General features: G+C 37.1%; 16 protein-coding genes and 1 pseudogene. 8 read left to right on the top strand and 9 right to left on the bottom strand.

The features are described 5' to 3' along the window. A partial coding sequence (locus AC1DG9_RS17550; protein WP_477634962.1) for a recombinase family protein occupies window positions 1–283 on the bottom strand: 283 nt, incomplete at its 3' end. A 35-nt stretch (window positions 284–318) separates the two neighbouring features. Further along, the gene (locus tag AC1DG9_RS17545) at window positions 319–777 is read right to left on the bottom strand and encodes a response regulator (protein ID WP_172659867.1); all 459 of its coding nucleotides are present in this window, start codon (window positions 775–777) and stop codon (window positions 319–321) included. A gap of 347 nt (window positions 778–1124) precedes the next feature. Here AC1DG9_RS17545 and AC1DG9_RS17540 point away from each other — a divergent pair, with 347 nt between their 5' ends. After that, window positions 1125–1991: an AraC family transcriptional regulator gene (locus AC1DG9_RS17540; protein ID WP_172659866.1), complete on the top strand. Its 867-nt coding sequence runs from the start codon at window positions 1125–1127 to the stop codon at window positions 1989–1991. Between the two features lie 24 nt (window positions 1992–2015). Then, the gene (locus AC1DG9_RS17535; RefSeq protein ID WP_288879040.1) at window positions 2016–3866 is read left to right on the top strand and encodes an alpha-L-fucosidase; all 1851 of its coding nucleotides are present in this window, start codon (window positions 2016–2018) and stop codon (window positions 3864–3866) included. A 73-nt stretch (window positions 3867–3939) separates the two neighbouring features. Here the strand turns inward: AC1DG9_RS17535 and AC1DG9_RS17530 are convergent, their stop codons facing one another. The 3 genes from AC1DG9_RS17530 to AC1DG9_RS17520 form a co-directional block, all read right to left on the bottom strand. Continuing rightward, entirely contained in the window at window positions 3940–5367 is a 1428-nt protein-coding gene (locus tag AC1DG9_RS17530) for a Gfo/Idh/MocA family protein (RefSeq protein WP_288879039.1), read from the bottom strand. A gap of 150 nt (window positions 5368–5517) precedes the next feature. Continuing rightward, a complete protein-coding gene (locus tag AC1DG9_RS17525) occupies window positions 5518–5691 on the bottom strand; it encodes an SGNH/GDSL hydrolase family protein (protein ID WP_477634961.1) in 174 nt (57 codons plus the stop codon). Between the two features lie 5 nt (window positions 5692–5696). Next, a complete protein-coding gene (locus tag AC1DG9_RS17520; protein ID WP_477634960.1) occupies window positions 5697–6809 on the bottom strand; it encodes an SGNH/GDSL hydrolase family protein in 1113 nt (370 codons plus the stop codon). A gap of 97 nt (window positions 6810–6906) precedes the next feature. On the opposite strand from AC1DG9_RS17520, the gene AC1DG9_RS17515 reads away from it, so the two are divergent. The 3 genes and pseudogenes from AC1DG9_RS17515 (at window position 6907) to AC1DG9_RS17505 (ending at window position 10475) form a co-directional block, all read left to right on the top strand. Continuing rightward, window positions 6907–9000 (top strand): DUF3857 domain-containing protein, encoded by a 2094-nt coding sequence (locus tag AC1DG9_RS17515; protein ID WP_477634959.1) that lies wholly within the window; start codon window positions 6907–6909, stop codon window positions 8998–9000. Further along, window positions 8913–9158, top strand: a pseudogene (locus tag AC1DG9_RS17510) (DUF3857 domain-containing protein); the annotation flags it as partial. The gene AC1DG9_RS17515 and the pseudogene AC1DG9_RS17510, both read left to right, overlap by 88 nt. Before the next feature lie 72 nt (window positions 9159–9230). Next, window positions 9231–10475: a transglutaminase domain-containing protein gene (locus tag AC1DG9_RS17505; RefSeq protein WP_477634963.1), complete on the top strand. Its 1245-nt coding sequence runs from the start codon at window positions 9231–9233 to the stop codon at window positions 10473–10475. 27 nt (window positions 10476–10502) lie between these two features. On the opposite strand, the gene AC1DG9_RS17500 is transcribed toward AC1DG9_RS17505, so the two are convergent. Then, a complete protein-coding gene (locus tag AC1DG9_RS17500) occupies window positions 10503–11777 on the bottom strand; it encodes a M16 family metallopeptidase (protein ID WP_337716592.1) in 1275 nt (424 codons plus the stop codon). After that, a complete protein-coding gene (locus tag AC1DG9_RS17495) occupies window positions 11770–13014 on the bottom strand; it encodes a M16 family metallopeptidase (protein WP_172659859.1) in 1245 nt (414 codons plus the stop codon). Before AC1DG9_RS17495 ends, AC1DG9_RS17500 begins: the two co-directional genes overlap by 8 nt. A 113-nt stretch (window positions 13015–13127) precedes the next feature. On the opposite strand from AC1DG9_RS17495, the gene mqnC reads away from it, so the two are divergent. Continuing rightward, window positions 13128–14252, top strand: a complete 1125-nt coding sequence (mqnC, locus tag AC1DG9_RS17490) for a cyclic dehypoxanthinyl futalosine synthase (RefSeq protein ID WP_068889664.1) — start codon at window positions 13128–13130, stop codon at window positions 14250–14252. A gap of 95 nt (window positions 14253–14347) precedes the next feature. On the opposite strand, the gene AC1DG9_RS17485 is transcribed toward mqnC, so the two are convergent. Both AC1DG9_RS17485 and AC1DG9_RS17480 read right to left on the bottom strand, forming a co-directional pair. After that, window positions 14348–15193, bottom strand: coding sequence for a ferritin-like domain-containing protein (locus AC1DG9_RS17485; protein ID WP_337716590.1), 846 nt, complete (start codon window positions 15191–15193; stop codon window positions 14348–14350). Between the two features lie 18 nt (window positions 15194–15211). After that, entirely contained in the window at window positions 15212–15922 is a 711-nt protein-coding gene (locus AC1DG9_RS17480) for a ferritin-like domain-containing protein (protein WP_288879035.1), read from the bottom strand. Window positions 15923–16115: 193 nt separating this feature from the next. Here AC1DG9_RS17480 and AC1DG9_RS17475 point away from each other — a divergent pair, with 193 nt between their 5' ends. After that, window positions 16116–16895, top strand: coding sequence for a LytR/AlgR family response regulator transcription factor (locus tag AC1DG9_RS17475; protein ID WP_288879034.1), 780 nt, complete (start codon window positions 16116–16118; stop codon window positions 16893–16895). After that, window positions 16885–18309, top strand: a 1425-nt coding sequence (locus AC1DG9_RS17470) for a ligand-binding sensor domain-containing protein (protein ID WP_477634958.1), incomplete at its 3' end; no start/stop codon positions are given. The genes AC1DG9_RS17475 and AC1DG9_RS17470, both read left to right, overlap by 11 nt.

The following is an 18309-nucleotide window of genomic DNA, read 5'->3' as shown; positions in this document are numbered from 1 at the left end:
CCCGTTTAAAATGATCTTGAATCTGATCTATCATTTTATTGAATCGTGTTATTTTTGCCGGCAGTAAGAACAGCAAAAAATCAACTCCACTGCGGTTATATCTTACGTATTCTTCCAGGGCGAGCCAGCTTTCGCGCTCCATATCTTCATTGTACTCACCGGTATCTTTAAAAACGATTAATAGGTTTAATCCTTTCTGATCGCAAAAAGTCTTAATTGCAGTTTCCTGAGCTATTACAGACTCCAGATATGGTGATACCCTGATGTAACCAATTGCATTCATGACTGAAACTCTCTTGGCAACTTAACTAAGATTACCTATTCATTAACACCCGCTGATGCGGAAGTTTTTTTATCAAACTCTTTTTCAGTAAATATTTTTGAAGGATTTTCTAAACATTTATTAATTTGATTTAACAATGAGCTTAGCTCAAAAGGCTTAGAGATAAATGCGTTACAGCCGTAACTACCAAGTGATAGCAATACTTGCGAATACGCAGAAAATATAACTACAGGAATATGTTTGGTAGACGGATCTCTTTTCAATTGGGCACATAATTCCCCTCCGTTAATTCCAGGGAGTAAATAATCCACTAATACAATATCTGGTTTAAAATCCTCCATCAATGAAAAAATATCATTAGTATCTTTATAACAACGTACCTGATAGCCTTCGTAACTAAATAACTCTTCTAATAACTCTACTAAATCATCATCATTTTCAATGATTAGTATATTTTGTGATTTACGCTCTTTTTTCTCAGATAATTCAGTCATTCCCGTTTTAATTAGCTAGCCTATTATAACAAACGAAAAAACGTCCTGTTTTATTTTTCTTTATTAATATTTATGCAATTAAAAAAGCGGTGTATTGCTTAATAATTAACGCGGTTTAAAGCCATTATCAAACGTTTGCGTAGTTTTATTCAAAGGGTAAAAACATCAAATATTCAGCGATTTTTACAAATTAGCATCATTTAATCATCAATACATGTAATTTTAAAAGATTTTTATACATTTAGAAATTATTACCTAACCAAATCAAATGAACCGGATCTTGACCTTATTCTTTTAAGTATAAGTTAGGTTAAGTGACTTACATCTGACAACTAAATTAGACTAAGATGAAACCTCAACTGCTTAAAGTAGCTAACAACTCTGTAAATTCATTTAGCGCGAGAAGAGACAAGGTGCCTTACATTAACAACCGCTGGCACTATCATGCCGAAGTTGAACTGATCTATTTTAAAAAAGGCAACGGAACTCAATTTATTGGCGATAGTATTAAACGTTTCAGATCTGGTGATGTAGTACTTGTTGGCGCTCACCTACCTCACTACTGGAGATTTGACGATAATTACTTTAATGACGAAAAAAGCAATGCAGATGTAGTTGTAGTACACTTTTGTGAGAATTTTTGGGGTAATTCATTTTTAAATCTTCCTGAAAACAAATCCCTTAAATTGTTGTTGGAACGTGCCCAGAGGGGCGTACAGGTTCAGGATAAAAGCAAAAGATTAATTGGAGAACTTATAGAGTCTATTTTATTATCTGAAGGGCCTAAACGAATTATTTTACTTGTAGAAGCCCTGCTGGCTATAGAAAACTACTCACAAAGCAGCTTATTGTCGTCTATCGGTTTCCGTCATGATTTTGAAGAGACTGAGAATGACAGGATTAATGCCATTTACAATTACTCTCTTGCTAATTTTAAAAGAAAGATTCAGATGGAGGAAATGGCTGCCGTGGCCAACATTAGCCCTAATTCATTTTGCAGATACTTTAAATCGAGAACAAGGAAAACTTATACTCAGTTTATAAGTGAGATAAGGGTTGGACATGCCTGCAAATTATTGATCGAGGACAGTATGAACGTTAAACAGATCTGTTACGAAAGTGGTTTCCATAATTTTGCCAGCTTCCATAAACATTTCAAAATTATAACAGGGAAAAGTCCGCTTTCTTATCAGAAATCATATTTACAAAAATAATTAATCATAAAAACAGTCCTTTTAATGAAAAAAAGAATAACCCCTTTGCTATTTGTAATAATGCTATGTGGCAAAGTAAATGCCCAGCAACCAGGTGCTAAGGATATTGACGACAAAAAACAAAAAATGGAGTGGTTTGCTAATGCAAAACTTGGAATTTTTATACACTGGGGTATTTATTCTGTAAATGGCATCTCCGAATCATGGTCGTTTTTTAACAACTACATCAATCATGATAACTATATGAAGCAGTTGGATGGTTTTACGGCAGCCAATTATCGTCCGGAAGAATGGGTTAAACTAATCAAGGAAAGTGGTGCAAAATATACTGTGATAACCACTAAACACCATGATGGTGTATCCCTTTGGAATACTAAAGCGATTGATGCGACAACCACCTTAAAGCAAAGTGCCGCTAAGAAAGATGTAATTACTCCCTTTATAAAAGCAGTTAAAAAGTCTGGCTTGAAAACAGGTATTTACTTTTCCTTACCAGACTGGAGCCATCCTGATTACGACGGTTTTACCAGAGACAGAAAAAGGTACAAACTTAGTGAAGAACCTAAGCGCTGGAATAAATTCCAAAAGTACTTACATACGCAAATGAATGAACTCTCTGTGAACTTTAAGCCTGATTTACTCTGGTTTGATGGCGATTGGGAGCACTCTGCTGAGGAATGGCAGGCCGGAAAGATTTCGGCAGACCTTAAAAAGTATAATCCAAATATTATAATCAATTCTCGTTTGAATCATCATGGCGACTATGAAACCCCTGAACAGGGTATCCCGGTTCTTAGGCCAAATAGCGAATATTGGGAACTGTGCTACACAATGAATGATTCGTGGGGTTATCAGCCTTATGATTTTAAATATAAATCACCAAATATGATTGTTCGCACGTTGGTTGATTGTATTAGCATGGGTGGTAATTTATTGCTTGACATTGGGCCAAAAGCCGATGGCACTATTGCAACAGAGCAGGGAAATATTTTGAAAGGCTTAGGCAGGTGGACCAAAAAGCATGCTGAAGCAATTTATGGGACTCATGCTGGCTTACCAGCAGGMCATTTTAATGGGAAAACCGCACTTTCTGCAGATAAAAAAACGCTTTATTTATATGCCGATTGGGTTCCGGACAATGGCGGATTGTTGTTAAGCGGAATCAGATCGGCTGTTCGCTCTGCTAAGATTGTAGGCTCTGATTTGAAGGCAACTTTTGTGACCAATGGTGAGAACATTTCGATCAAGATCCCTACATCCGCAGCTGATCAGGATGTAACAGTAATCGCTTTAAAATTTGATAATCCTGTTGAAGTAAATGATCAATCTTTGATTTCGTTAAGTTTCAATGACCTTACCAATAAAAGAGCGGACTATAAAACGCAGATTAACAATATTGCGAGTTCATTGCATAATGGAGTAAACCCGTTTAAGGATACAGATTTGCCGACCGATGGTTTAGACTTCGAGGCAGGCAAAAAGGGGTTAAATCCTGAACTGTACAAATGGGTCACCAAAAACGCGGAGAGCTTATACAAGACAGGAAAAGGACTGCCTGAGGGACATTACCAGGGGGCAAGTGCTTTATCTGCCGACAAGCAGACGGTGTATCTTTTTGTGGAAGGGAAACCTACGGGGCCAATTGCATTAAAAGGAATTAAAAATAAGGTGAGCCGGATTAGAATTGTTGGAGAGGGAACTATGATTGAACCAGAGATCTACAACAAACTCTATTGGAGTTCTGTACCTGGAATTGTTTACATCCCACTTCCAAAAGACCGACTTGATAAGGATCTTACAGTAGTAGCGGTATTGCTTGATGGCCCAATTGACCTTTACAGGGAAAAAGTTGGTGCTATTGAGAGTAATTTGTAAGATTTTGTTCTATAAAAAGGAGGGTGTATCACATGATTTTTAGTTACACCCTCCTTTTTATTTGAGACGGCTACTATTTAACACTTCTAACAGTAGTGTTACCACCACCATCTAGTGTTAGGTTTACAGGAGCATTGCTAGTCCATGCTCCTCTGGTAAAATCAGGCACATCAACACTTCCCGATTTTTTAGATACTGATTTTTTACTTAATGGTACTATGCAGCTCCATGATGCAGCATCGTAAACGTTTTGGTCAAGAGGTAATCCATTGCGCAGGCAATCAATTAAACGCCAGTCCATGATAAAGTCCATACCACCATGGCCACCAATCTTTTTACCGATTTCTCCAACATGTTTAATAATTGGAGGGCTGTAAGTATCATACAATTTCTTTAATCCATCTTCAGTTACCCATTCTTCGCCAAACGAGATACGTTCAGGTTCCGGCCATTTACTGGCAAATCCTTTAGTTCCGCTAAGCAGGTGAATTCTGGAATAGATTCTTGGTGAGGTTACATCATGTTGTAACATCATTGTTTTTCCCTTAGCTGTTCTGATGGTTGTAGTATTCATATTGCCACGATAGTTTTTACCTACAAATTGTTTGTAAAAATCATCTTTTTTGGCTCTTTCTTCAGCCTCATGAGCCATATGGAAATCATTGGTCGACATGGACACCAAATAATCCATTTTATCACCCCTGTTAATATTTAAACATTGTGCAATTGGGCCTAAACCATGAGTTGGATAAATGTTACCGTTAAAATTGATGTTTTCTTTTAACCTCCACATGTCTGCATAACCATTTTTATCGAAGTTTAACCCCAGCAGGTTATGGATATATGCACCTTCAGCATGAATTAATTCACCAAACATACCATTGCGGGCCATGTTTAATGTTAACATTTCGAAGAAATCATAACAGCAGTTCTCCAGCATCATACAATGCTTGCGCGTTTTCTCTGATGTTTCTACCAGTTTCCAGCAATCTTCAAGAGTAAGTGCTGCCGGAACCTCAGTTGCCGCGTGTTTTCCATGTTCCATAGCATACACAGCCATTGGAGTATGGTAATGCCAGGGTGTACAGATATAAACCAAATCAAGATCCTCTTTTTCAATCATTTCTTTCCAGCCATCTTCGCCAGAGTATTCTTTTGCTTTAGTAAGACCTTTATCAGTAAGGTATTTTTGTGCAGCTGAGGCTCTTGCAGGTAATTTGTCGCAAAGTGCTTTGATCTCTACTCCTTCTATATGTGACAATCTGGAAACCGCACCCGGCCCTCTCATTCCGAGACCTATAATCCCAACCCTTACTTTATCAATTTTTGGAGCGGCATATCCACTCATATTGAATCTCTGACTGCTATTACCCTGATTTAATGCTGCTGCCAGCTCATGATCGCTTGGCGCATTTTCATTGGCAAATGTAGGAAGGCCGATAGCTACAGCTCCGGAACCTATTGCCAGTTGTTGTAAAAATTTTCTACGGTTTGGTTTCATCTTGTGTTTTATATGGTTAAGAATGGTTGTTCGACCAGAAGTCAAATTAGTTTATACCACCAATATACACAGCTTATGGGCAGGCGTGAAAAGTTTTTTTCACACAAACGGTTGCGTAAATTTCATTTTACAGGCGTAATATTATTTCGCTTAATTATTGGTAATCTGTTTATTAATAAAAGCTCCCAGTTTTTCGTAGCCCTGTGCGTTAGGATGTAATCCATCGGTAAAAAGTGCTTCATTTACTTTTTTCTTTGTATTAAGCAAAAGACTTCCAGCATCAGCATATTGAACTTTTAAGTTCAGTGCTATTTTAGCGTACAACAGATTTAATTTAGCAACCCTGGCTTCCATTTCTCTGCGTGGAACTCGTATGCATTTGCATAGTTCATCATTCCAATATCATTAGGATGAACGCCATCAACAGTACTCTCGATGTCGTGGCCTATCTCATTCTTTGAAAGCAGGTAGATGTTTTTTATTCCTTTTGTCTTTAATTGTTTAAATGCCTCGTTTAAGGTAATATTTGGATTATCATAATCAGTTTTCCTTTTAGGGCTTATCAGCTCATCTGTATAACCATCGTGCTCTGTTAACAGAATGGGAACTCCTGGTCTCTTTGCTTGCAATTGAAGTACAGAGGCTTCAATTCTTGATGTAAGATCTTCTTTCGATATAGAGATAAGATTAGGTAAACAATCTAACACATATAATTTAGCATCAATTTCTGTAAGTAAATCAACTACTTCTTTTTCTAAACGGCCATTGCCAGAAAAACCAAGGTTAATTACGGGCTGGTCTAACTTGCGTTGCAATATGGATGTCCATGCCAAACCAGGTCTGGTTGCACAAGCACCTTGCGCTATTGAAGTACCATAAACCACTATCGGTTTTTCCTGATGCAGGGGCACGGGCGTAAACGATTTTTCATTAGGCACATAGATTTCCAACCATTTCACAGCGTTGTACAGTGGTAGGTAAAGTGTGTATTCCCGATCTGGGTTATTAACCTGTTCTAAGTTATTAAAGCGATAAGTAATGGTATCGCCAAAAGAGAAAGCGCCAGCACTCCAAAGCCACCTGCCATCTCTGTCCTTTGCATATAGATCAACACCACTTACGCCTGTGGCCGGCATGTGCGAAAGCTGCAGATTGCCTTTGACAGCATACTTTACGATGATTTCATTCGAATTTGTGCGGAAACGCAGGTTTACACCAGCATTGTTCTTTGATAACTTCCATACCTCTGGGCGTACTATTCCTTCGGCTTTTGACGGTAAGCGATCATAATAATCTTTTAGATTTTTTGTCCAGCCCTGACCTTCCAAAACATTTATAGTATCATTTGAAGGATTCCAGACCTTATATTTTGCTTTATCCTGGGCGAAACTTAGCTGACTTAACAGTAGAAAAACAGATAGGTATATTAGCTTGTGGTTCATAATGTAAATATATTCTACAAAGAGATTAATTATGAAAAAAAAATATTCTCTTTGTTATTGGGATATACCTTATTATTGTTAAACAAATTACACTCTCATGAATGCGATAAAATCTGTTCTATTCGGATTGCTTTTAGTAGCAAACCTATGTGCTTACTCCCAGGAAAAAGAAGTAAAACCAAGAACCTTTAAGTATGGTAAAGTTGACCTTAATGAATTTGATACTAAGGTTAATGGCGCAGATTCGGCAGCCTCTGCGGTAGCATTATTTGATGTCGGAAGAGGTTGGTTTGAATTTAGTGCAAAAACGGGCAATTTCATTTATGTTTTTGAACGTCATACCCGATACAAGATCATTAACAAAACCGGTTACGATTATGCAAATCTTGAAATTCAATTGTATAAGCAAAATGGTAGCGAGCAAAATTTGGAGTACACGGATGGTGCTACCTATAACCTTGAAGCAGGTAAAATTGTTACCAGCAAATTAAGCAAAGAATCGAAGTTTTCTGAGAAGCAAGATAAGAACTATACCCTAAAAAAGTTTGCATTACCTAATGTTAAAGAAGGATCTATAGTGGAATTTAAATATAAGATTAAATCGGACTTTATATTTACCCTGAGATCATGGCGTTTCCAGAAGGAAATTCCAATGCTATATTCAGCATATGAGATCAAAATTCCAGAATATTTTAAATATAAAATTACTGCTGGCGGGTTTCTATTTATCAATCCAAAAGAGGAAAGGGTTAACGAATCCTTCATTTCAGCATCTGGCACTTTAAATACAACTTCATTAAAATTACATTATCAGGTTGAAAATGTTCCAGGTTTAAAAACAGAAAATTTCATTACAACAATGGAAGATTATGTTAGTAAAGTTGGATTTGAATTAAGTTCGGTAACTGTACCTGGTGAGGTTTACCGTGACGTTACTTCGACATGGCCAAAAATTGTGAAGGGGCTAAAAGAAGACGAAAACTTTGGCTTGTTTATAAATAAAAGGAGTTACAGCAAAACATTATTGAAAGATATAATTAAAATAAACACCAATCAGGATACTATAGTTCAACTAGTTTTTAACTATGTAAAAAATAACATCAAATTTAATCATGATGACGACTTCTCTACTTCAGAAACAAATCCTAAAACCGTATTTGAAAAGAAAAGTGGGAACTCTGCTGATGTAAACCTGTGTTTACTTACTTTATTATCAGAAGCAAAAGTTAATGCTTTTCCTATTTTATTGAGTACAAGATCTAATGGTGCCCATCCTGGTTTTCCAATGATCACAAAATTTAACAATGTAATTGTTGGAGTTCAAATTGGCGAAAAAACCATCCTTTTAGATGCTACTGATAAAAATCATATGCCAGATATGATTGCTTTTGATAATCTGTCCCATGAAGGATTAAAAGTAAATTTAGCTGATGAGACTGCTGAATGGATCTCGCTCGAGGACCCCACAATTAGCAGAAAGAATATTAATTACCTTTTAACTCTTGACGGAGAGAATAAGATTAGTGGTAAAATGTATTTATCCACTACAAATTATGAGGCCTTTAGTAGAAGAAACAGCTATCAATCTGCTTCAAATGAGGATGACTTTCTTAAAAGTTATAAAAATGGGAAACCCGGTTTAGGTATAAAAAACTATAAGATAGAGAACCTTACGAACCTTAATGAATCTCTTATTGAAAGTATGGACGTCAATATTGAAGACAATGTAGAAGAGGCTGGAAACTTAATTTATTTCACTCCGCTCCTTTACGAAAGGACTAAAGAGAATCCATTCAAGTTAGAGGAGAGAAACTTCCCGGTAGATTTTGGCCACCCGACTGAAGAAGTGGTTAGAATTACTATTGATTACCCTAAGGAATACCAGGTAGACAAAACACCAAAAAATGAAAAAATTATACTACCTGAAGAATCTGCATCATTTACTTTTCTGTTTGCCGGTGAACCCGGAAAAATGGTGATTAGCAGCAAAATAGTGCTTAAAAAATCACTTTATACCCCCGAAGAATACCATTACATTAAGGAACTGTATACGATAGTAAGGGTAGCAAAGTTAAGGAGTATAAGAGCAGCGATTTTAAGGACAGAAGTGCAGTCTCGAGCGGCTCTCTTTATGAAGACAGCAGAGTTAAATTTCTGGATTTCTTATATAACAACTATCCTTATACTATAGAATACAGTTATAGCACTGAGTATAGTGGAATACGTTTTTACCCGTCCTGGAAACCGGTGAGTTCCTGGGGGACAGCAGTAGAAAAATCGGAATACACTTTCAGAATTCCTGAAACCATGACTTTCAAATACCTTAAAAGTACCGGACTTAAAACTGATTCTTTAAAGGTAAAAGACAAAATACAATACAAATGGAGCTGTGAGAATGTGAAAGCACTTGAGTATGAGCCGATGAGCGCTGGCATAGCTGATGTAAGCCCGTGGGTAACTTTGGCACCAAATCAGTTTGAATATGATAACTCTAAGGCGAACATTGAAAACTGGGATAACCTGGGGACATGGCTTTCTGGCTTAAATAATGGAGCACAGGCGTTGCCTGAATCTGTAAAATTAAAAGTTCAAAACCTAATTAAAGGCGCTGCAACGCCGAAAGACAAAATAAAACTATTATACAACTATTTGCAATCGAATACCAGATATGTTGGTGTGCAATTGGGTATTGGTGGCTACAAGCCTATTGCAGCTGAAAAGGTTGCGGCCGTAAACTATGGTGACTGTAAAGCTTTGTCTAACTACATGAAAGCTCTATTACAAGAAGCAGGTATAAAATCTAACCTCGTTGTTATCGGGAATGATATGCCGTCACTGAATAAAAAATTTGCAAGTCTAAGCCAGGCAAATCACATGATACTTTGTGTACCTCTGGAAAAAGATACCACATGGCTGGAATGCACAAGCCAGTTTGTACCAATGGGTTATATAGGAAACGACAATTCAGACAGAACAGTTTTGCTGGTGACAGAAGCTGGAGGTAAATTAGCTCAAACACCTTATTATAGCCCGGCCAACAACTATCAGAAACGCATAACAAAGGTGAATTTTGATGAGGAGGGTTCTGCAAATATTAGCCTTGAAACCCAATATGGCTTTGCGCAGTATGAAGAAAATCTGAGAATGACATTGATTGAGCCGACTGAGCAAAGGAAAAGCTTAATGAACTCTCTTAGTATACCGAACATGCAGATCAGCTCATTTAGCTTTAATCAGCCAAATAAAGAGGCTGCTGTTCTGAATGAAAAAGTAGATCTAAAAGCCTCACAGATCTTAACTAAAGGAGGCGATAAGTTATTCCTTACTTTAAATATGACGAATCGGCAAGAGAGTGCGGTTACTCCTATTGAAAACCGGAAGACTTATTTCAATGTAAAATATGGCTACTCTGATGAAGATGAGATTATTTATAATATTCCTAAAGGTTACAAAGTAGAGTTTATGCCTAAAGATGTTGTGATTGAATCGGAGTTTGGCAAGTACACAGCCAAAGTGGTACAAAAAGATAACAGTCTTATTTATAGCCGGACAAAAACGATTAACAACAAAAAATATCCGCCAGAGAAATACAATGACTATGTAGCATTTTCTAAAAAAATCTATCAGGCAGATAAGCAAAAAGGTATTCTTGCCAAAATTGAATAAGGCTGTATCATTGATACAGCCCTATTTTTATTTCTTACCTACAATTACCTTGGTAAAGGTGTCTGTGTTTAAGTATTTACCAGCCAGATCTTTCAATTCTTGTGAGGTAATTGTTTTTACTGTTGTGATGTAGTTTTCGTAATAGTTATGATCAAGTCCTGAGAAATAAACATTCTTAAATTTATCTGCATGAGAAAATGCATTTTCTAAACTACCAAGCATAGAACCGAGCATATAATTACGTACTAGGTCTAACTCCTGATCAGCAATCAATTCGGTTTTCAACAAGTTAATTTCTTTTTCTATCTCAAGAAGGGCATTATTGCATACCTCTGCTCCTACTTCGGTTGCAATAAAGAAATATCCGGCATCTCTTAGAGAAACAACTGCCGAGCCTATTCCGTAAGTATAGCCTTTATCTTCGCGGATATTGGCCATTAGTCGTGATCCAAAATAACCTCCAAGTAAACAGTTTAGCACCTGAAATCCAGGAAAATCATGGTGATTTCTGCTAATACTTAAAGCTCCCATTCTGATCGCAGATTGGATGGCTTCTGGCCTTTCAATTAAAAGTTCGCCTGCAGGGCTTGTTTCAAATGTAAATTTATTGATTACAGAGAATTCAGTATTTTCCCACTGGTTTCCAAAAACGTTATTTAGTATCGCAAATTCGTTTTCTTCGAACTTTCCGGCAGCTATTACGGTACAATTCTCTGGTTTAAAAGCAGCTTTAAAATAGTTGATCAGGTCTTCCCTTTTTAGGGTATCGTAATCCTCAGCATCGATATTTGATCCATAAGGTGTATTGCCAAAAATTGAATTTGCAAATTGTCTTCTGGCAAGAAAATCATTTTTTTGAAGATTTACCTGTAGGGATTGTTTTTGATTCTGAACAAAAATAGCCAGTTCCTGCTCAGGGAAAATACTTTCATTTAAGATTGATCTTAAAATAGGCAGTACTGATTGCAGGTGTTTGTTAAGCGTATATAGTTTTACGCTAGACTGATCCGCTCCATATTCAGTTTGTAAAAATGCACCATAATAATCTACTTTATCAGCAATTTCCTTAGCGCTCAACTTAGCAGTACCATTGTTGATCAAATGACTAACTCCTACGGCTTGTAATGGCTTTGATGCATCCCAGTTTACATTTTCGAATATAAACTCTATCCTTACCAGCTCCTGTTTACCTGCATTAATGGTAAAAACAGGTATGCCATTGTCAAGATGTTGGGCTAAAGGCTCTAAAAATTTGATCTCATTAACCTGTAATGATTCCGGGGCTAGTGTACGATTAAGCATCTTTGGCGTTTAAATAATATAAAGTTGAACATTGCTCTTTTACAAAGGTATTTTTAGCGGCTTGAAGAATGCCCTGAGGGGTAACAGCTAAGTACTTATCTATTTCGGTATTGAGTCCATTGGCATCACCCAGCAATTCATAATAGGCAAGATTCATGGCTTTATCTAAAAGACTCATTTCAGCAAAGACCATAATAGATTCAGATTTATTCTTCACCTTGGTGATTTCTTCGTCTGTAACTTCATGCTGTGTTAGTTTTGTTAGTTCAGCCCATATCGAAGCCTCTGCAGCTTCAACGGTTACACCTTGAACAAGCTTTCCTTCAACTACAAATAGACCTTCATCTATACTGCTGGTAACATAAGCATGTATATCACTAAATAATTGTTGCTCTTTTAATAAACTATTGTACAATCTTGACGACTGTCCTTGTGAAAGAATATCAGACATCAGATCGAAACTTTGATACTCAGAATCTTGTCGGGCAGGCATTTTAAAAGCCATGTAAATGGCATTCAATGGAACATCAGCCTTAACTGTTTCCTTGCGTTCCTCGGTTTGTAATGGTTCCTGAGGAAGGTTTCTGTTATATTTATCTCCGGCAGGAATAGGTGCAAACCATTTCTCGGCAAGTGCCTTAACATCTTCAGTTTTAACATTACCACCAACAACCATTATGGCATTTTGGGGGTTATAGTGTTTTTTGAAAAATGCTTTAACATCTTCCATTTTTGCATCTTCAATCTGCTTTAGGTCCTGACCTATAGTTGCCCATTGGTAAGGGTGTTTTTTATAAGCCAGTGGTCTTAACTTTAACCAAACATCGCCATATGGCTGATTCAGATAACGTTGTTTAAACTCTTCGCAAACTACGTTACGCTGTGTTTCCAAACTTTTTTCTGAAAAGGCAAGGCTTAGCATCCTATCACTTTCTAACCAAAAGGCAGTTTCCAGATTTACAGCCGGAAGGGTAATGTAATAGTTAGTAATGTCGTTACTGGTAAAGGCATTATTCTCTCCGCCTACTCTTTGCAAAGGCTCATCATAACTGGGAATATTTACAGAACCACCAAACATCAGGTGTTCAAATAAGTGAGCAAACCCGGTCCTGTCTTGCTCCTCATCGCGAGCACCAACATCGTAAAGGATATTTAATACCGCCATTGGCGTTGTATCATCTTCGTGCACAAGCACTCGAAGTCCGTTGGGTAATGTGAAACGATTAAAGTCTACCATAGATTAAAAATAATTCCGGCAAACTTAGATAAAACTGCGTTAGCATTTGCACACTGATAAAAATATTGCACAGTATTGAAAATATAAGCATCAATTTTATCTAAGTTTGTACTATGAATACTGCCGAATTACTACAAAGGGCCTTACAATTCGACTTTTTAACGAAAGAAGAGGGTGTTTTCTTATACAATAATGCAGCTACAGCTGAGCTGGCTTATGTTGCCAATGAATTGAGAAAGAAACAAGTACCAAGTGGCAAGGTTACCTGGCAGATAGACAGAAATGTGAATACTACTAATGTGTGTATTGCAAACTGCAAATTCTGTAATTTTTTTAGAAGACCTGGACACGATGAAAGCTATATAACGGATATAGAAACCTATAAAGTAAAGATTGAAGAAACCTTCAGGTTAGGTGGAGATCAGTTGTTATTGCAAGGTGGACATCATCCGGATTTGGGTTTAAAATTTTATGCAGATCTGTTTAAACAATTAAAGGAACTATATCCTGATCTAAAACTTCATGCTTTGGGTCCGCCGGAAATTGCACACGTTGCAAAATTGGAGGGCATTTCTCATACCGAAGTTTTAAAAGCACTTAAAGAAGCTGGCATGGATTCCTTACCTGGTGCTGGTGCAGAAATATTAAATGATCGTGTTAGAAGATTAATTTCAAAAGGGAAGTGCGGTGGACAAGAATGGCTGGATGTTATGCGTGCAGCTCATCAACTTGACATCACTACTTCTGCGACTATGATGTTCGGGCATGTGGAAACCATTGAAGAACGCTTTGAACATTTAGTCTGGATTAGAGAAGTACAAAGCGAGAAACCTGCAGATGCCAAAGGATTTTTGGCATTTATTCCATGGCCATTTCAAGATGATGGTACTTTATTAAAACGCTTAAGAGGTATTAGCAATAATGTTTCTGGTGATGAGTATATAAGAATGCTGGCATTAAGCAGAATTATGTTGCCTAATGTTAAAAACATACAGGCATCTTGGTTGACCGTTGGAAAAAGTGTTGCTGAACTATGTTTACATGCCGGCGCAAATGATTTTGGTTCGATTATGATTGAAGAAAACGTGGTTTCGGCAGCGGGAGCTCCACATCGTTTTACTGCAAAGGGAATACAAGATGCGATTAGAGAAGCTGGCTTTGAACCCCAATTACGCGGTCAGCAATATAATTACCGTGATTTGCCAGAACATTTGGAAGAACAGGTGATTAACTACTAAGGCTCCTTATATAATTAAAAAAGGAAGAGGACTTTCGCCCCCTTCCCTATCTTAAACTTAAACAACTCTTGTATATAAAATAAGTGTGGTTTAAACTATTTAATGAATAAGCCTGCAATTGTTAAAACATCGGCTTTAGCCAGAGGCTCATCAAATGACTCAACTGCAGCGGCTTTAGTAACTCCAGTGGCAATACCAGTAATGGTTACACCTGCCTGAGTTTCAAGATCTTCACCTTTATAAACAGGATCTACCTGAGGAACACCAGAATCATTTGCACCACCGCCTGCACCAAGACTGATCCATGGTTTAATGGGAACACCACCGCCAGCTGGAGCGGCACGCATCTGACGGATATGAGAAGCATGACGTGCTTCAACAGAATGGATTTGTAATGCTGTTGTTAGCACCGGCATTCCTTTTAAAACTGTGGCCTGTCCTTTATAAGCCCTTACTCCAGTATCTTCAAATGCCTGGGCAACTGCTAAAAATGTTTTATAATCTGAGTAAACTGTTGGAAAAGTACCCTTTGCTGTAAAATCAAAATCAGAATAAGCCAAGGCTGGTCTTGCAGCACTTCCCAACGCACCTTTAAGCAAATTTACGTGAGCCAATTCGTGATCACGGATAGTAGTGATGGCCCCATGTGCAGGCGTACCTGCCGTTAGCAATCCTGGTGCGGCCAAAAGCGAATGGTTATAAAAATGATACTCCAAGTATTCCAGTGTCAACGCAAAATTTAAAACATCAACAACCGCAGTTGGTGTACTTTGTCCGTAAGCTTTTGTAAACATAGATCCTAACGCCAAAGGCATTGCTGCCAAAGCCACTTTCTTACCCATGTTATAAAAATCCTTCATTGCAGATCTTCTCGGGTTTAATCTCTCATAGATCTCACCATCTACTTTTTCTATTTCTTCTAATATATTTACGATATTCATGTTTTCTAAAGTTTTAGGTTATAGGTTAGTTACAGTAATTTTAGTTTTGATGTACTTTCCTGCAGCTGCAAGAACTACATCGGGCGTTAAGGCTTTATCCAAACCGTTAGCATCTACTTGTGGACTAGAAGCAAAAGTTCCGTTTGAAATCAGATCGCGAACATATGCTGCGTGACGTGCTTCAACAGAAACAATCTTTCCTGCGGCAACCAAATAAGCGTCTGTTGTTAAACGTACACCTGCACCATTATAAGCACCAACACCTAAATCTTCAAAAGCCATAGCTGCGCCTAAAACGCTGGTTCTATCTGTGAAATTTATGCTTGAAAAGTCAACTTCTAAACTTCCTATTGCTGCTGTGCCTAAAGCTTTCTTAAAAAACTCTCTGTGTGCAATTTCATGAAATTGAATATCTTGAAAATACTGCTTTTCAGCAGGAGAAAAACCTGATGGCGGATTTGATGCTACCTGAATATAAAAGGCTGCTTCTAATTGTTCTAAAGCATAAGCGTAATTCAATACACCGAAATCATCTTTAAAATTTAATGTTACTCCACCAGGAACCATAGGATCATTCCTGTCTTTTTTACATCCTGCGGCTACTAATGCTATAGTTGCTGCACCAGCTCCTGCAAATTGCAGGAAAGAACGGCGTTGCAATGGCGCAGTAAAAACACTCCTTTCCGCTGGGAGCAATTCTTGCTTTTCTTGTTCTTGTAAATTTTTCATAGTTTTTTAAGTTTGAGTTTTCTATAATTTATTAGTTCTATAAGGGCCAAAAGCCCTTAGTTGATTACGACTTTAGTTGCTGCTTATATGTGCACTTACGAAAGAAAAATGAATTCGGTTTTCGGTGTTTGAAAGAAATATTCTTCAATCGTTCATTTTTTTAATAAATTCACCATATATAAAATCTATTACTGTGCTGAATGCTATTATTGTAGACGATGAAGAGTTTGCCCGTTCCTCATTATATTTTTTATTGCAGGAAAACTGTGAGAATATCCATATATCTGGCATAGCAAAGTCTGTTTCGGAAGCCCGAAACTTACTGGCCCATAATGCCATTGATCTTATTTTTCTGGACATTGCCATGCCGGGAGAAAATGGATTCGATTTAATCCCTCAAATACAATCCACTAAAACGCATGTTATTTTTACTACTGCTTACGATCAGTATGCATTAAAAGCGATTAAAGCAAATGCATTGGACTATCTACTTAAGCCTATAGATATTGATGAGCTAAAAGAGGCTGTGAATAAAGCATCGAAATATATTGCCTTGAGTAAAACGGAGCATAATCGTAATGAAGGGTTGCAAAATTTAGCTGTCAATCTATCAGAGAGAAACGAAATCCGTAAAATCAGCTTACCTAACGGGCAGGGATATAGCTTGGTAAGTATTGATGATATTGTTCATATTGAAGCAGATAGTAATTATTCTGTTTTCCATCTGGCCAACAAAGATAAAATCACGGTATCGAAAGTCTTAAAGGAGTACGAAGAGATCCTTCCTGCTCATCAGTTTATCAGGGTTCATAAATCGAGTATAGTGAACCTGAATTATTTAAGAGAGTACAATTCTAAAAATGGGTTGGAGCTGATATTAAAAAATGGCGATAAAATTGCTGTTTCCAGAAGACGCGCGAGTGATTTTATGGAAAAGGTTAAATCATATACCAATTTTGACAGTGATAAATAAGATAAAGAATTGGACCATAAGCAGTACAATACTAATTGTTTTATTAATTCTTAGCTTGAATGGCTATTCTCAAAGCACATACCTTCAACATTTTAGCACTAAAGATGGGCTTCCAAGTAATAGCTGCTTTTATACCCTACAGGATTCTAAGGGTTACATTTGGGTAGCCACTGATGCGGGGGTAAGTAGATTTGATGGAAAAGTATTCGAAACCTTCTCTGTTGATGACGGTCTTCCTGACAATCAAATTCTACAGATTAAAGAAGATAGAAGTGGAAAAATATGGTTTCTGGCATTAAATGGGCAGTTAAGCTATTTTTTTAATGGCAAGTTCTTTAATGAAACAAATAACAAACTACTGAAGCTATTAAGATTCAATGCTGTTATTGTTTCTTTTTTTGAAGATAGTAAGGGCAGAATTTGGTTTGGCACAAACAAGAATGTTTTGGTGACCTGGGATGGTAAATCCATCATGAAATATATCTCGGCCAATGGTAACCGGCAATTTATCAATAGTTTTGTGCACGAAGATAAATCAGGAAAGATTTGGATATTCAGCAATCGGTCTGTCAGAACGTTTAATGGTTCAGAATTCACCGTAATTCCTCACAAAACACTCCTGATCAATTATAAGTCTGGATTAAATATGCCAGATAAGACACTGGCTTTTCTCGATAAAAATGGACTTAACATTCAAAATGGAAATGTCCAACATTTTCAATTAAAAATTGATCCATCTTTATTAAACAATGATCCGGGCTTTTTCCATTTAGATGACAACAAAGATGTGTGGATTAGCAATGCCTCTGGAATATATTTTATTGGTCGTTCCGGAAAAATGATTACTTACCTGAGTAACATATCATCAAGTCAGGTAATAAAGGATTCTAAAGGTAATATGTGGTTTACCACTAACAACGGGATTTACATGCTCCCAAAAAGTGAGGAACGGCTTTATATAGTAGATCAAAGTAACGGATTAAGCAGCAACGTTGTAAAAAGCGTTATTAAGGACAACAAAAATCACTTTTGGTTAGGATTAGATGAGGCCGACATTAATATTCTTGATCCTGTTAATCTTGCAGTCAATAAAATTTCAATACCGGATAAAAAGAAATATAACATCATCAAGCAGCTTACTTTAGATACGGCAAATGAAACCATATACTTTGCTTCGGAATATGGACTAGGCCGAATAGCAAATATTTATGAGGGCAATAAAAAAATAGATTATTTAAGGGAAGCTACTAACTCAATGTTTGTAATTAAGAGTTTTAGTGTAGCAAAAGATAAAAGTCTGGCCCTGGCCCTATCGTMTGGTGTGGTTATTTTACCCTACACTGAAGGTAAATTTGAATTTAGCTCTTTATACTTTAAGCAGGGAACAGATTTCTTTAACAATAGAGCTTATTGC

The sequence above is a fragment of the Pedobacter sp. 05L430 genome, assembly GCF_056397585.1.
Note: the sequence above shows the minus strand (reverse complement) of the source record. Positions and strands in the feature narration are given on the sequence as shown.